Here is a 16,023-nt window from a genome sequence, read left to right on the forward strand (position 1 = left end):
TTTCAAGCAAAACTGGTAATAACAAGGGCTTAAGGCACATTAATTAAGTCAATTAATCCACTTAAGCCATTTTACTGATGGAATGACTAGTCTCATTGACTGGCGTACACAGATGCTTAAATGGGAAGGGTTTACCACAAAAATAACCTTGGGCAAAATCCACACCGATCGCCCGCAACCCTTCTAAGGTTTCGACATCCTCGACTAGCTCAGCAATCGTCAGCAAATTCATCACCTGCCCTACTTCATGCACTGCTTTGATCATAGCGGCATCCACTGGATTCGAGACTAAATTATGCACAAAATTACCATCAATCTTCAGATAACTTAATGGTAAATCACGCACATAATTGAGTGAGGAGAAACCACTGCCGAAATCATCTAAAACCAAGTGGCAACCTAAGCTATGCAAAGATTTCATTAAGCGCTTGGTTTGCACAAAATTAGCGATTGCTACCGATTCAGCAATCTCAAAACACAGTAATGCAGGATTGACCTGATGCTTGCTAATTTCTTCATGGATGAAGTTAAACAGCTCAGGATCTTGTACTGCTTGCGAAGATAAATTAATCATCAATCTTGGCTCAACCCCCTCTTTGCTACGCAAATTATTGGTGGTCACCATTTCTAACACTTTGCGAATAATCCAGCGGTCAATCCTAAACATCATGTCTAAGCGATCAGCCGCAGGCAAAAAGCTGCCGGGGCTTAGTAGATGCTTCCTAAACGGTAAACGTAATAAAACTTCATATTGATGATAGGGAAATAAAGACAAACTCTGTAAAGGCATAATCGGCTGAACAAACAAGATGAAGCGATCATTTTCCAAAGCTTTTTCGAGTACTTTACCCCAGTCAGTATGCCGTTGATCGGCATGATAGACCTCTTCTGAGTTTAAATGTGCAAAGGTTTGATTGCGCCCTAGCGCTTTAGCGGTATAACACGCTTTATCAGCATCGGAAAACAGCGTTTTGAGCGTTAACTCAGGTGAGGGTAAGAACTCAACCAAGCCAATACTGGCTGTCACTGTAAACACCTTGCCTTCCCAGCTAAAGCGGAAATTGCGCATTTCTATCAAGATGGAATCCATGATCGAGCGCGCTTTATCCAAGGCACAGTTTTCTAAGAAAATGGCAAACTCATCCCCGCCCATGCGTGCTACTTTGTCTGTCTGCCGGACAAAGCGCTGAAAAATATGCGCAACTTGCTTAAGCAGCTCATCCCCTGCTTGATGACCGCAAGTATCATTAACAATCTTGAAATTATCTAAATCAATGCTCACCAGTACATGTGTTTTCAGCACACCCGTATCATCATGCGCGACTTGCTCTAAATATTCCTCAAAACTGCGCCGATTCATCAACCCCGTCAATGCATCATGTGAAGCTTGTTGATAAAGTCGATTTATAATTTTACGATCGGCAGTCACGTCTCGAAAAATAAACACAAGGGTATTCGCGGGATCATGCAAATGGGTGGTGTGCAGTTCGACATAACGAGACTCACCCGTCTTGGGGACTAGCTTAACTTGACCAAACTGAAGTAAATGTTGTGGATGAGCTTTGTGCACATCCATCACCCGTGGCACGATCGCTTTGCCTTGGGCATCTTCAATCTGCACAATCGCATTAATTGGCTTACCGACAGCGGCCCCCTGCTTGCAGGCGATTAAAGCTTCAGCGCTCTTGTTCAAGTAAATGATCTCACCCTCACCATTTACCGTAATGACCCCCCCTGCAAGCTCCTCTAGAATCCACTCGGTCGTGCTATTTTCATCAATCGGGGCTAAGCTCTTGGTACCTAAATCAGTACTTAAAAAAGTATAACCCTTGAGCTTATTGACCATGCCCTGCACTGAGTACTTATCCCAGTTAACATCTTTACGGATAAATAAGACCACTGTTTGTGCGCCCAGTAGACCCAACAGTACCCACAAAACAACGGGAGAGACTACGCTGTTATCTTGAGTAGACTGCCAAGCGCCCAACCCTAAACCCAGCACGAGTAGTGTCAATGAAAAGAAGGTTTTGAAGAAACGCATCGCGCCCCCGCAGTGAGTTTGAATTATTTTTATATTAATTATGCTTATGATGACTATACATGGATATGCTCAAGGATGCTACACCGCCTATCGTATCCCTTATCGAAGGCTAGGATGGACATCAAAACAGCAATTTTAAAACTAAACTGCTTATTTTTTGTTTTGCTAAGCCTCGATTTATTTGAAAAAAAATAATCTTTGAAAAACTAGTGGATTTTCAATCCTGTTACAGTTGACATGATTTAAAGGAAAAGTATATTTTAACGGTTTCTGAACAACTGTAGAGAGACAGTAATAACATGGCAAGCATAAATCTAGATACTTTAAGTGTTGCTGAATTAGACAAGCTCAAATATAACATTGAACATGCCATCAGTAATCGTAAGCAAACGGAATTATTAGATGTCCGCAGAAAATTAGATGCTCTAGTCGAAGAGTCTGGTTTTACCCTGCAAGAAATATTAGAAGCCAAATCAGTACGTAAACCCGTACAACCCAAATACCGCAACCCTGAAAATCCAGAAAATACTTGGACTGGGCGTGGGCGTCGTCCTGTTTGGGTAGAACAAAGCTTAAATGCTGGTAAAACTTTAGAAGATTTACTGATTTAAGCCAATAGATTAGACGCAAGCCGTCAGCGATAAAAGTCTGCTTGTCAGGCTTTTATCAGCGGCATTTTGTCTTGATGAATCGACTTGATCTTAAGCTATCAGTGTTCTATCCATCTGCCTTAACTAAATTAGTTGTGTGCAACTGATACGAAGATTTTTGCTGTTCCCAGCCATTTCCTCTACTATAAGCAGCTTCCCGCACAAAGACGGGGGGTGGATCGGGTTTGACTGTAGACGAAGGAAGATATCAACAGTCGCCTATACGCATCGAGGGCTGAACCCCAACTCTTTAATGTTGTTACTTTTGACAGGATACAAAAGAGCTTCCTTGGCATGAAAAATCTGTTTTTTATCTGCTGGTTATTCATTATTAGTTTGAATGCAGCAGCCTTTCCAGAGGTGTTGCCGGTCAATCAAGCCTTTCAAGTTTCGGCCCAAGCCCTTGACAAAGAGCAGATACGCCTCACTTGGAAAGTCACTGACGGTTATTATCTGTATCGCAAAAAATTTGCGGTAAGTTCTAAGCACCCTGAGATCCAGTTCCCTGCGGCCGACTCGCTAAACTTCCCCACTGGCGAAATAAAAGCAGATCCTAATTTTGGTGAAACCGAGGTCTACCATCAGGATGTCGTACTTGATCTACCGCTAACTCGCTCAAAAAACGCCCAAGGTGCTCTGGAGCTTGAGCTAGAAGCTAAATATCAAGGTTGTGCTGACGCTGGTCTCTGTTATCCCCCACAAAAACAAATTTTAAAACTACAATTAGCCGCTTTAGACACGCCGCCCGCTGCTGAATCCAACACTGATACTGCTGATACTCAAGTTGCTGCCCCACTCGCTCCAGCCACCAAGCCAGTTGTCAAATCCATTAAGCCACCGCCTGCCACACCCAGTGATCCTGCGGTTGAGCCTGTGCCGGTTGATCAAGCTTTTAAATATAATTTAGTCGCTGTTGATCAAAAGACGCTGGTTGCCCATTGGGATATTCAGCCTGATCATCAGCTTTACCGGAGCAAAATCAGCTTTTCCACTCAAGGCAATGAAGATTTCCACCTCGGAGCACCTTTATTCCCTACAGGCCAAATCGTTGAAGATGATTATTTCGGCACGGTCGAAGTATTCAGCGATACCTTAGACATCAGCATTCCCATTATTCAGACCGAAAATCAAGCACCACTACCCAAAAAGCTCAGTGTGATTGCTGAATACCAAGGCTGCTCAAGCAGCACGGGTATCTGCTATCCCCCTGTCAAAAAGACGGTAAACATTGATTTAAGTAGCGCTCCTCCTAAACTTGAATCACTACCTGAACCACCAGCAGCTAAGACAGCTAATGACAATAATTCCTATATTTCTGCACTGGAAGGGGCAAGTTTTTTTGGGACGATTCTTTTATTTTTTGGTGGCGGTTTACTACTCGCATTCACACCCTGCATCTTCCCGATGTTCCCTATTCTGTCAGGCGTAATCGCTGGGCAATCTGATTTATCGACACGTAAAGCCTTCTTTTTATCCTTAGCCTATGTCACCGCTAGCTCGGTGGCTTATGCCCTGATTGGTATTTTCTTCGGCCTGTTTGGCGCTAATTTGCAAATGACGCTGCAACATCCTGTGGCTATTGGGATTTTTGCAACTTTATTTGTGATCTTAGCCCTGTCTATGTTCGGCTTTTTTGACCTACAACTCCCCACTAGCCTGCAATCGCGTTTGAATGAATTTAGTAATAAACAAACAGGCGGTAGTTTGCTTGGGGCAGCTATTATGGGGTTTATCTCCACTTTAATTGTCGGCCCTTGTGTAGCCCCTCCATTAGCTGGCGCTTTGACCTACATCGCTCAAACTAAAGACGCACTGTTAGGCGGGATTGCTCTATTTACGATGGGCTTTGCGATGGGCATCCCCTTATTGATTGTAGGTACTTCGGCGGGGCATTTACTACCCCGAGCGGGTACTTGGATGGATACCACTAAAGCTATCTTTGGCATGATTATGCTAGGGCTGGCTATTTCCATGCTGCATCGGATTGTACCCATCGAAATTACGATGGCTCTAACCGGCACTTTACTAGTCGCCTCAGGTATTTATATGGGAGCACTCGATAAAGTTTCTGAAGAAGCCACCGGTTGGAAGCGATTTTGGAAGAGTATTGGTCTAATTATGGTATTTTATGGTGCAATGCAGCTATTAGGCGTAGCCACCGGGAGTACTAACCTATTCCAACCCTTGAAAGGGGTATTAACTGTTTCCGCCAATACCCTAGCCGTTAGTCCAAGCAATCAACTCAAATTTGAAACGATAAAATCTGTTGAAGACTTAGAAGCTAAACTACGCTTGGCCAAAGAACGCCAACAATTAACCATGCTCGACTTCACCGCTGAATGGTGTCCTGATTGCAAGCGCTTAGACCAAACAACCTTCGTTGATCCCACCGTTATGAAACAACTACAGGGTGTGCAATTATTAAAAGCGGATCTAACTGCCGATGATGAACAGGATCGGGCTTTACTCAGAAAACTGATTGTCACAGGCCCTCCCACTATTGTATTTTTTGATAACCAAGCGAAGGAAATGAAAAACTTACGATCAGTGGGGTATAGAAATCCTGCTGACTTTGCTAAGCACTTGGAGCAATTCCGCATACGTTAATCTCGTGTCAATATTTTACTCAGCAAAAATTCATCTACTCAAGCTATACTCGGTTCATAATATAAAAAGACCAAGGAGTATTTAGCATGCATGACCATGAAAATGAATATGACCTAGAAGAAGCTGCACCCCATCTTAATACAGATCGTGATAGCAAAAAGATCAAACCACATATCATCCGACGCAATATCGAAGACTATCGAGAAAAGCAAGCTTTGCAACGCCGTTTAAAAGACATTTTCGACGAGGACTTTCTATTGGATTAAAGTGGGCAAGGTATTGTCGGGGAAGGTTTCTTGAATCAGATTGCGAGTAATCTTCCTCCCTTTATGCAAGCTGGCTTTGTCTAATTGATCTAAAATGATCATTAAAGATTGCATATCTTTAGGAAAGTTTTTATTAATATACTTAATAATATATTCAGGTATTTGCAAGCCTCGCTTGTAGGCACGCCATTTGAAAGCCTCTAGAGCACTCGGCTCATCTAAACGATAAATTCGATAAGCAGGTCCCCAGACTAAGCGTGAGCCTAGATCGGCTAACTCGCAGTCTAGTTGATGCGGATTATTCAGCGCGGCTAATAATAAAGGTTGCCCATGCTGCCGACAACGGTTAATTAAATGAAATACCGCCGTTTCCCACTCCAAATTACCAACGATATAATCTAAATCATCAATCGCTAACAAAGCACAACGATCTAAACCCTCTAACACCCGTGCTCCATAGGGTGCTAATTGTTTAAGCGATAAATAAGCTGCCGAATGACTCGATTCCTGAGCTTTATAGCAGCAAGCCTGTAGCAAATGTGACTTGCCACTGCCAGCATCCCCATATAAAAAAACTTGCTGAAAGGATTGCCAAAACGCTGAATGCAACAAAGCAAGAGCATCTCGATTCTGTGGCATCGGATAAAACGAATCAAAATCAAAACCATCCAGCAAAGCAATCTTTAAGGTGAGCTGGTTCATGGCAGTGATTCGTCGGTATAAACATTGCTTTGTTTATAGGTTTCATGCAGATGACGCATAATCACTGCTAAGACAGCGGCAACTGGTAGTGCCAATAGAATACCAACAAAACCAAATAGCTGCCCCCCAGCCAACACCGCAAAGATCACAGCGACCGGATGCAAACCAATACGCTCTCCCACTAACCAAGGCGTCAATACCGACCCTTCAATCACCTGTACCGCAACAAAGACTAAGAGCACCCAAAGTAAATTCAAGGCATCCTGAGTTTGAAACAACACTGCAATTCCAGCAATGGTAATCCCCACGATCAGCCCTAAATAAGGCACAAAACTCACCAAACCGGCAATAAAACCAATTAATAAAGCAAAATCCAGCCCAATGAGGGTTAAACCTAGCCAATACAAAATACTCAGTGCAATCATCACCATAAACTGCCCACGCAAAAAAGCACCCAGCATTTCGTCAGATTCGCGGGCAAGCTCGGTGACTGTCGGCTCAATAGCACGTGGCAATAAATCATGAATATAAGCCACTAAGTTATCCCAATCTCTCAGTAGATAAAATAAAATCACTGGAATCAGGGCGAGAGTTCCAATCCACCCCACAATCATAAAGCCTGATTTAGAGACTGTCTGAATCACATTTTTAATCAAACCACCGGTTTGCTGCCAATTTGAGGTGATTAAATCTTTAAGCCTCTCACCTTCCAAAATTGAAGGATCAACCCCTAACTGCTCCTGCAAATACGTACCGAACATCCCAAATGACCAATCTAAATACCCCGGTAACTTCTCACCCAAACTTCTAATTTGCATTTCTAGCAAAGGCACTAGAAATAAGAAAAATACCAAGATAATCAGTGAAATAACCACGAAAACAATAGTCACCGCCAAAGTACGTGAAAGCTTTTTGGCCTCTAAGCGATCAACTAAAGGATCACCGAGATACGCTAATAAAGCAGCAACAAAAAAGGGGGTCAGCATCGGTGACAGCAAATAAAACAAAACCGCTGCAATCGTGATCAGTACTAGCCAAAACCCTATTTTTGAACTCATGACTTAAGAACGCTTTTGGTTGACCCACGCATAATAGCTCCAGAAAAACACATAAGCCGCCCCACTAAGAATAGTACTCGCAGCGACTAACCATTCTAAATTATCTATCACAGTTTGTGGCAAAGTATAAAAACCGACATGCACTAAAGTAGCGGCTAGCAACACCAACTGCAAGGCGGTATTCACTTTGCTGATCAACAGGGGCTTCATTTCCAAAGCCCCTGTCACCCAACGATACACCACGGCTCCACCGATGATTAATAGATCTCGCCCAAAAATCAGCAACACAATCCACCAAGGCAAAAAACCTTTAAAACCAAACACTAACATAATTGTGACAATAAAAAGCTTATCGGCGACAGGATCCAGCAAAGCCCCTAAACGGGTGAACCATTGATAGCGACGTGCCAAATAACCGTCTAAACCGTCACTCAAACCCGCTAAAATCAATAACACTAAGGCCGCTTGATAAGACTCATGCCACAATAGCCAAGCAACCGGCACGACAGAAATAATCCGTGCAATCGTGATAATATTAGGAAGGTACTTCAATGCAGACATAGTGACCTAGCATTAAAAAATTAATTGGACTGCATCCTGCCCTAGCTTCTGGCGTAAACTCCGTAAATGTTGGTCATCTAAGGGAAGATACCAGCCTTCCTTTAAGCGCAACTCAGCGCGAGCACTTTGGTTGCAATAATCAATCACCACCGGATAGCGTGGCTCAGTGCTGGTCACTAACCAAGTTTGCAAATCGGTTAACACATGACTGGCATGCTGAGCATCCACTCGTAATTTTAACTTACGCAAAAAGCTTTCCCGTAAAGTTTGCATATCATAAATGGAGTCTATTCGTAAGCGAGCCGAACCGGTACGCTGATCTAAACTAACGCTACCTTCTATAGCGATGATCGCTTCTTTTTCTAGTAAATGACCAAACTGAGCAAACGTATCCGCAAACAGCAGAATCTCATACTCAGCAACGGTACGATCCTCTAGCTTAATAAAATAGCGCTTACCCCGATCAGAGGCTTGAATGCGAATGCTCGCCACTAAAGCCCCGAATAACACGGGTTCTTTCGCATACCGCTGCGAACCGCTACCGTCATACTCTATAATATCGCGTAAACTCAGCTTACTGACTGCAGTTAGCTCTTGAATATACTCATCAAGAGGGTGTCCGGTCAGGTATAAACCTAGTGTTTCTTTCTCTAAACGCAAGCGTTCTTTTTCAGGCCACTCAGGTAACTCCGGCATCGACACGGCGGTTTGATGATTAACAATCGCGCCACCAAATAAATCAACCTGCCCCACCCCTTGATCACGATGATATTGCTCAGCACGCTTCAGTGCTTCAGGCAGAAACTCAATTTTTGCTCGCCTTGACCCCGGCAGCGAATCCAAGACCCCTGCTTTAATTAAAGTTTCCAAAACTCGCCGAGTCACTTTATGCGAGTAAATACGTTGGCAAAAATCGAGTAAAGAAACATAAGCCCCCTTCGCAGCACGTTCCTGCATAATCACGGAAATCGCCGCTTCGCCCGCGCCTTTGACTGCACCTAATCCATAGATAATGTTATTTTTATCATCCACCGTAAAATGGTAGGCCGATTGATTTAAATCAGGCGGCAGAATCTTCACCCCCAATTGCCGACAATCATCTAAGAGCATCACCACTTTATCGGTATTATCCATATCAGCCGATAAGACTGCGGCCATAAACGCTGCTGGATAATGCGCTTTCAACCAAGCCGTTTGGAAAGCAACTAAAGCATAGGCTGCTGAATGGGATTTATTAAAACCATATTCCGCAAATTTTTCCATCAAATCAAAGATAAAGCCCGCTTGATGCTCATCAATTTGATTGCCCCGTGCACCGTCCATGAAGATCGAACGTTGCTTCGCCATTTCCTCAGGCTTTTTCTTGCCCATCGCACGGCGCAGCATATCCGCACCGCCTAGCGTGTAATTCGCGAGTACCTGAGCAATCTGCATCACTTGCTCTTGGTAAACAATGACCCCATAGGTCGGCTTGAGAATTTGCTCTAGACTCGGATGCGGATACTCAACTTTTGCGATCCCCTTTTTCCGATTGATAAAATCATCCACCATCCCTGATTGCAAAGGTCCTGGGCGAAACAACGCCACTAAAGCAATAACATCCTCAAAAACATCCGGTTGTAAACGACGAATCAGATCTTTCATCCCACGCGATTCCAACTGGAAGACCGCCGTGGTTTTCTGCGCTTTCAGTAAATCAAAAGACGCTTTGTCATCTAACGGAATACGATTGATGTCGATCAGTGGTAAATGCTTCATAGCGCGCTGGCGATTAATCGTTTCAAGCGCCCATTGAATAATAGTGAGATTGCGCAGTCCTAAAAAGTCGAACTTGACCAAACCGACGGCTTCAACATCATCTTTGTCATATTGCGAAACCACTCCTTTGCCCGCTTCATCACATAAGATTGGCGTGAAATCGGTTAAATCCGACGGTGCAATCAGCACGCCTCCGGCATGCTTACCGGTGTTACGGGTTAAACCCTCTAGAGACAGCGCCATATCCAGTAGCGCTTTGACTTCCTCATCTTTTTCATACAGCTCAATCAGATCCGGTGACACGCGCTCAGCATCTTCTTGCGCTTTTGCAGTGCGCCCGAGCGCATCTTCTAAGGTAATGCCCAGCACAAAAGGAATTAATTTAGCGACCCGATCGACAAAACCGTAAGGATGACTCAGTACCCGCCCGACATCACGCACCACCGCTTTAGCGGCCATCGAACCAAAGGTCACAATTTGTGAAACCTGATTACGCCCATAAGCTTGAGCCACATAATCAATCACTTTATCGCGATTATCCATGCAGAAGTCGATATCAAAGTCCGGCATCGACACCCGTTCTGGATTTAAAAAGCGCTCGAATAACAAATCATAAGCCAGTGGATCAAGGTCAGTAATTTTTAAGGCATAGGCAACCAAAGACCCCGCCCCCGAACCCCGCCCAGGACCTACGGGAATATCATTATCCTTAGCCCACTGAATGAAATCGGCAACGATTAAGAAATAGCCAGGGAAACCCATTTTATTGATGACATCCAGCTCAATCTTTAAGCGCTCATCATAAGGCTGACGCTTCAGTTCAAACTCCCGTGTGCCGCGTGGATATTGCTCAGCAAACAAAAAATCTAACCGTGCTTCTAAACCCTCTTCGCCTACCTTGCAAAAATAGGCCTCTGTGGTCATGCCATCAGGAATCGGGAATTGTGGTAGATAGTTTTTACCTAAAGTCAGGGAAACATTGCAACGTTTAGCAATTTCCACCGTATTTTCAAGCGCGGAAGGTAGATCAGCAAACAGTGCCTGCATTTCTGCTGCCGACCGTAAATATTGCTGCGGGCTATAAGGCTTAGGGCGTTTGGGATCAGCTAATACCTGCCCACTGTTGATACAGACTCGAGCTTCATGTGCCTCAAAATCACTGCTGGCAATAAAGCGGACATCATTAGTTGCCACCACCGGTACTTGATAAGCCAAAGCTAAATCAACGGCGGCATGAATATAATCTTCTTCACCGTCCCGTCCGGTACGCTGTAATTCTAAATAATAACGATCGGGAAAGACTTCGCACCACGCCTGAAGACGCTTTTCAGCCAGCTCTTTATTTCCCATTAACAAAGCTTGCCCGACATCGCCATCACGCCCCCCCGAGAGCATTAACACACCCTCGCTAAACTCTTTTACCCAAGCACGCTGCACTCGAGGCACACCCAATACTTGCCCCTGCTGCCAAGCCCGTGAAATCAGACGGGTTAGATTGCGATAACCGGTATTATTTTGGCAAAGTAAAATAATATGAAACAGTTGATCGGATGACTCATTGGCCAGCAATAAATCCACCCCAAACACCGGTTTGACTCCAGCCCCCATCGCTGCTTTATAAAACTTAACTAAGCCAAAAAAATTATTTTGGTCGGTAATGGCTACTGCTGCCATGCCCGATTTTTCAACTGCTTTCATTAAGGGCTTGATCCGAATGGTACTATCCACTAATGAATACTCAGTATGTAAACGGAGATGAACGAATTGAGTCATAGGTTATGGCGATACTGTGGCTACAAAAAAATTGGAATACGTTGAGGTCGGGTTGGTAGATTTTGCCAAGCCCCTGATGAATGATACCCTATTCTTAAGCTGATCAGAACGAGTGAATCCCATGCTGAAATTTCTCCCCGGCCTCTTATTGCTAGAGCTGATGACGGTCAGCTTGATCTTACTTGCACCCGAGAACTTGGCGGGTTGGGGTTGGCTACGCCTGATCATTCCATTGAGTATTATAGCGACTTTGATGGCCTTATGGTTTGGTGCGATGTCCAATCAGCAGCGCAAAGATGAAATCATGCGCCTACAAGCCAGCCATGCACGGGAACGTGAGCAAATTAAAGTCAATGCTGAGCGCGCCAAGCATCAAGTCACGAAAGAAGCACAAAAACAGGTTCAGCAAGCAATCAAACGCACAACAGCACAAGCTAATTTTAAACTAGGCCTTGCCGTTGCAGGGGTAGCCAGTGTCGGGGGGTTTTTATTACTCACCCAATTTATTAGCTTAGGTATCCTCCTATTAGGCACCGCAGGTGGCACTCTAGGTGGCTATCTCCTGCGTCTCAAGCAAGAAAGACGTTATAAAACCGCACAACTCAGTGCGAATCCTGAATCCAAACCTCGCCTGATCAACCCAAACAATAAACCGAGCTAATCGAGCCTACGCACTATCTGCAAGCCGAAGCAGTTTATCGCCGCCTGCTTTACTCTCTCACGTCAATGCTAATAATTTAGAAACTTATAATTCTATTTAAAAAAATGACGGGTCAGACGCTATGCATGAAACATTATTAGAAGAGATTAAATTTAACCTTGATCATTTAGATGGATATGACCGCACCTATTTTCTAGCAGGTTGGGTTTTTAGCACCGGTCGAGTGATTGAGTCGATTCGTGTTGACACTTCAGAGACTTATAGCAGTGAACTCTATAACCTCGACGTGCGCCATGATGTTAATAATTTCTACAAACTCCCTGAAGGTAAGCAAACAGGCTTTAAGTTCATTCTGACACCGGATGCCGCCTTTGACACCCTAACCTTTAGTGTGAAATTCCAAGGTGAATCGAGTTATAAAGTCTTCACCGAACTTAAATCATCAGCCCAGTCAGTCGCTAAGGCAACTCAAGCCGCCAAACCACTCTGCCTGCCCCCTCCGATTACGATTAATCCACAAGCACCTGCGGTGATTGTAGTGGATAACTATTACAGTGATCCTGATCAAGTCCGTGAGTATGCGATGACTTTAGACTTTAATCCAAACGTCAAATATCACAAAGGCTCACGTACAGAAACCAAGACAATTTTCGAAGGGACTAAAGCTTCCTTTGAAAAACTATTAGGTAAAAAAATTACCGTTTGGGAAGAGCATATTTACAATGGTGTTTTTCAATACTGCACTGCACAGGAAGCCTTGGTCTATCACACAGATAATCAAAGTTATGCCGCTGTCATCTTCTTAACGCCAGATGCCCCTCCAGAATGCGGTACCAGTTTTTATAAAAGCAAAGTCAATGGCTTGATGGCTTACCCGACACCTGCCGACTGCAAACGGCAGGGCAAATCAGAAAATGTTTTATTCGATGAAATGTTTGCGGGTAATTTCTATGACAAAACTCGTTGGGATGTAGTGGATGTAGTGGGTAATGTGTACAACCGCTTAGTGATTTTTGATGCTAAACGGGTACATGCTGCCTCGGCTTATTTCGGTGATACGATGGAAAACAGCCGTTTATTCCACATGTTCTTCTTTGATGCGGTTTAAACACTCGTATTGAGTTTCCATAAAAAAGGCGCGAACTTCGCGCCTTTTACCTTTCTAAGCCCAAGTTTGAACTGAACTTACTTAGATTTTAATAAAACCCGGTTGACGTTGGCCTTTTAAGGCTACCAAATCAGCGAATACATATAAAATATTATGTTCTTTATGCCAATCGGTTGGGAAACCCTGCCACAGACGAGTATCTTGGAAGCGACATTGAATACCACGCACATAAATCGCCTGCTCTCGATTGGTGTAATACCAGAAAGAATTCTGATTCCAAAACGAGATATGGGTTGGATCTTGGAAAGCGCCCCGTCCATCGGTTGAAGGTGTCCGGGATACTAACCAACCACCCGGCACGAGTACCCGATAGATCTCATTCATCAAACCGACCGTGCACAGCAAACCGCCTGAAGCGCCATGATCACAACTTGAATCAGCACAATGTGGCATATGCTCTAAGAAATCATAGGCACGAATACAACCCACTGAATTATCAGGGAAAGGTAAACCTTTGCGAATATCACAATTCACATCGGCATTGACTAGATCAACACTTTTAAAGCCAGCCGGTGAATTATGTGCACCGCCCAAATCCAACATCGGCAGATTATTCCGCCGACACCATTCAGCAATCAGGCGATACACATATTTATTCGACACTTCCTGCTGCATGCGCTGAATATCGGCATTAAACCGCAAATAGGTGTTATCTTCATTCTCTAATAAACGATAGAGATATAAACATTTAGGGATATACTCAAAATGTGCGCCCACCAAATAAGTACGGCAAATCAGATCATGGTCATCGACTACATGCAGCTCAGGATCATGGCCACCCGCTTTGAAATAGGCTTCTCGTGACCAGACTCGTACATGATTGGGGGCATAGAAAATCTGATGCAAGGCACTGGCATCGGTTTCAAAGGCACGCATGGCGGTGTAACGCTTATCCTGCCAATTGAAAGGATAACTCTCCCAACCATGACTCGCCATAAAAATCTGGCAAGAATGATCAGCCCGAAAATTAGTAAAATCTGAATACAAAAAGCCTGCATTCGTCGCTGCCGCCCGTGCATCAATCACTTGTAGCGCATCAGGGGTGAGTAAATCATCGTGGTCTAGCTCGACAAACAGCTCACCTTGGCAATGTTCACACGCAAAACGCTTCAAAGCACCGACACCTTTAACGGCTAGCTCATCCGGTGCGCGGACAACTCGCACTTGGGGATGTCGAGCAATCGCCTCAGGGATCACGGCCGTACCATTAGGCACTATCACCCATTCCCAATCAGTAAAAGTTTGTGCTAATAAAGTTTCAAATGCCTCACCGATATAGGTCGGCTTATGAGTTGGGGTAAAAATACTAAAACGCATAACTACTATCTCTTCTTTTTTATATTCAAGCAATTAGTCGGTAAACTTTAAAAAATCAATTTAGAGAATAACAAAGGCTTATTGAATAACCTAGGACAGTTATCTTAATTATCCTAGCGATTATCGCAATTTGAACGCTTATTGCAGATATTCGCCATAGCCCCGCCACTCAAGCAAAGGGAGCTGATGGCTACGCATAATTTCATCGACCTCACCTAGATGATGTTGGACATGACGCATTTGTACTAAGCACTGATCTAAATAAGTCATTTCGCGCCCCCCGATCTCTCTTATTTCTAAAAATTTCTCAGGCTTCATCGGCATAGCAGCCAACTTATGCTCTATTTTTCCTAGATACGCTAATAGGAAACGCCGTGAAATATGAGGAGGTGCAATCCCATGCATCTGGGCGGCTTTTATATCTAGAATCTCATTAAAATTATACTCATTTGGTTTATCCGAAAACCAAACATCCATCCCCACCAAAGCATGATACAGCTGTTCACGAACTAAAATCTTATCCCCAGCAAATACCTGTTCTGGGCAAGTTAAAATTGTATGCCGTAGCATCTCTAAAATCGGCTTTAAATGCCGGAGGACTACGACAGATAAATCCTGTTGCATAACTAACACACCTACGCAATGAACTAGAAATTAGTCTCTGTAGTTAGCCAATTTTTTGAAAAAATTGCTAATTTTCAAGATAAACGAGTCTAAAAAGCAAAACCCCACAACCGAAGCTGTGGGGTCTTTTTTAGATCAGACTAGCTGACAGGTGAGCCTAACTTAGCACCACCAGCCACCCCAACCGATGTCACAGCCACCACCAGTGCCACCCATTGCGCCTTGAGCACCTTGAGCACCTTGAGCACCCTTAGTACCTTGTGCGCCAGTAGAACCTTGTGCACCTGTAGAACCTTGTGCGCCGGTTGAACCTGTAGAGCCTTGAGCACCTGTAGAGCCTTGAGCGCCTTTAGTACCCTGTGCACCTGTAGAGCCTTGAGCGCCAGTCGTCCCTTGTGCGCCAGTCGTCCCTTGAGCACCTGTAGAACCTTGTGCGCCAGTCGTCCCTTGAGCACCTTTCATACCCTGAGATCCAGTTGCGCCTTGTGCACCTGTAGAACCCTGAGATCCAGTTGCACCTTGTGCACCAGTCGTACCAGTAGAGCCTTGAGCACCCGTCGTCCCTTGAGCACCTGTAGAGCCTTGTGCTCCGGTTGCGCCTTGAGCACCCGTATCACCTTTTAACCAAGCTTGAACGTCAAATTGGTCTATGTCGCCATCACCCTGTACGTCACCGATGGTCTGAGAGAACCAATCGAAGAAGCCTTGGCCATTGGTACCATTGGTACCACTAGTTCCTGTAGAGCCTTGAGCACCTTGGGCACCTTGAGCACCGTTAGTACCATTAGTTCCTGCTGTACCTTGTGCACCTGTTGAACCCTGAGCACCCGTTGAACC

General features: G+C 44.4%; 12 protein-coding genes and 1 pseudogene. 5 read left to right on the top strand and 8 right to left on the bottom strand.

Features of this window, described 5'->3' with window-relative positions; translation table 11 throughout:
- Nucleotides 1-61 precede the first annotated feature (61 nt).
- Complete coding sequence (locus B5D50_RS18155) at nt 62-2,041, bottom strand: sensor domain-containing protein (protein ID WP_078924085.1); 1,980 nt, start codon at nt 2,039-2,041, stop codon at nt 62-64.
- A 299-nt stretch (nt 2,042-2,340) separates the two neighbouring features.
- Here B5D50_RS18155 and B5D50_RS18160 point away from each other — a divergent pair, with 299 nt between their 5' ends.
- From B5D50_RS18160 to B5D50_RS18170, 3 genes are all read left to right on the top strand, one after another.
- The gene (locus B5D50_RS18160; protein WP_078924086.1) at nt 2,341-2,652 is read left to right on the top strand and encodes an H-NS histone family protein; all 312 of its coding nucleotides are present in this window, start codon (nt 2,341-2,343) and stop codon (nt 2,650-2,652) included.
- 333 nt (nt 2,653-2,985) lie between these two features.
- Complete coding sequence (gene dsbD / locus B5D50_RS18165; protein WP_078924087.1) at nt 2,986-5,298, top strand: protein-disulfide reductase DsbD; 2,313 nt, start codon at nt 2,986-2,988, stop codon at nt 5,296-5,298.
- An 86-nt stretch (nt 5,299-5,384) separates the two neighbouring features.
- Complete coding sequence (locus tag B5D50_RS18170; protein ID WP_078924088.1) at nt 5,385-5,564, top strand: PA3496 family putative envelope integrity protein; 180 nt, start codon at nt 5,385-5,387, stop codon at nt 5,562-5,564.
- Here B5D50_RS18170 and hda read toward each other — a convergent pair.
- The 4 genes from hda to dnaE are packed head-to-tail and all read right to left on the bottom strand — an operon-like array spanning nt 5,553 to nt 11,416.
- Entirely contained in the window at nt 5,553-6,266 is a 714-nt protein-coding gene (gene hda, locus B5D50_RS18175) for a DnaA regulatory inactivator Hda (protein WP_078924089.1), read from the bottom strand. The genes B5D50_RS18170 and hda overlap by 12 nt on opposite strands.
- On the bottom strand, nt 6,263-7,324 hold the full coding sequence (locus tag B5D50_RS18180) for an AI-2E family transporter (protein WP_078924090.1): 1,062 nt from the start codon (nt 7,322-7,324) through the stop codon (nt 6,263-6,265). Before B5D50_RS18180 ends, hda begins: the two co-directional genes overlap by 4 nt.
- Nucleotides 7,325-7,327: 3 nt before the next feature.
- Nucleotides 7,328-7,885 carry a CDP-alcohol phosphatidyltransferase family protein gene (locus B5D50_RS18185; RefSeq protein WP_078924091.1) on the bottom strand — a complete coding sequence of 186 codons (558 nt, stop codon included), beginning with the start codon at nt 7,883-7,885 and terminating at the stop codon, nt 7,328-7,330.
- Between the two features lie 12 nt (nt 7,886-7,897).
- Nucleotides 7,898-11,416: a DNA polymerase III subunit alpha gene (dnaE, locus tag B5D50_RS18190; RefSeq protein ID WP_078924092.1), complete on the bottom strand. Its 3,519-nt coding sequence runs from the start codon at nt 11,414-11,416 to the stop codon at nt 7,898-7,900.
- 121 nt (nt 11,417-11,537) lie between these two features.
- On the opposite strand from dnaE, the gene B5D50_RS18195 reads away from it, so the two are divergent.
- Nucleotides 11,538-12,077 carry a hypothetical protein gene (locus B5D50_RS18195; protein WP_078924093.1) on the top strand — a complete coding sequence of 180 codons (540 nt, stop codon included), beginning with the start codon at nt 11,538-11,540 and terminating at the stop codon, nt 12,075-12,077.
- A 121-nt stretch (nt 12,078-12,198) separates the two neighbouring features.
- Complete coding sequence (locus B5D50_RS18200) at nt 12,199-13,185, top strand: DUF6445 family protein (RefSeq protein ID WP_078924094.1); 987 nt, start codon at nt 12,199-12,201, stop codon at nt 13,183-13,185.
- A gap of 81 nt (nt 13,186-13,266) precedes the next feature.
- On the opposite strand, the gene B5D50_RS18205 is transcribed toward B5D50_RS18200, so the two are convergent.
- The 3 genes and pseudogenes from B5D50_RS18205 to B5D50_RS18215 form a co-directional block, all read right to left on the bottom strand.
- Nucleotides 13,267-14,562 (bottom strand): glycosyltransferase, encoded by a 1,296-nt coding sequence (locus tag B5D50_RS18205; RefSeq protein ID WP_078924095.1) that lies wholly within the window; start codon nt 14,560-14,562, stop codon nt 13,267-13,269.
- Between the two features lie 138 nt (nt 14,563-14,700).
- A complete protein-coding gene (locus B5D50_RS18210) occupies nt 14,701-15,186 on the bottom strand; it encodes a hypothetical protein (protein ID WP_078924096.1) in 486 nt (161 codons plus the stop codon).
- A gap of 162 nt (nt 15,187-15,348) precedes the next feature.
- Nucleotides 15,349-16,023: pseudogene (locus B5D50_RS18215) on the bottom strand (collagen-like protein); the annotation flags it as partial.

The organism is Thiothrix eikelboomii, from assembly GCF_900167255.1.
GTDB lineage: Bacteria > Pseudomonadota > Gammaproteobacteria > Thiotrichales > Thiotrichaceae > Thiolinea > Thiolinea eikelboomii.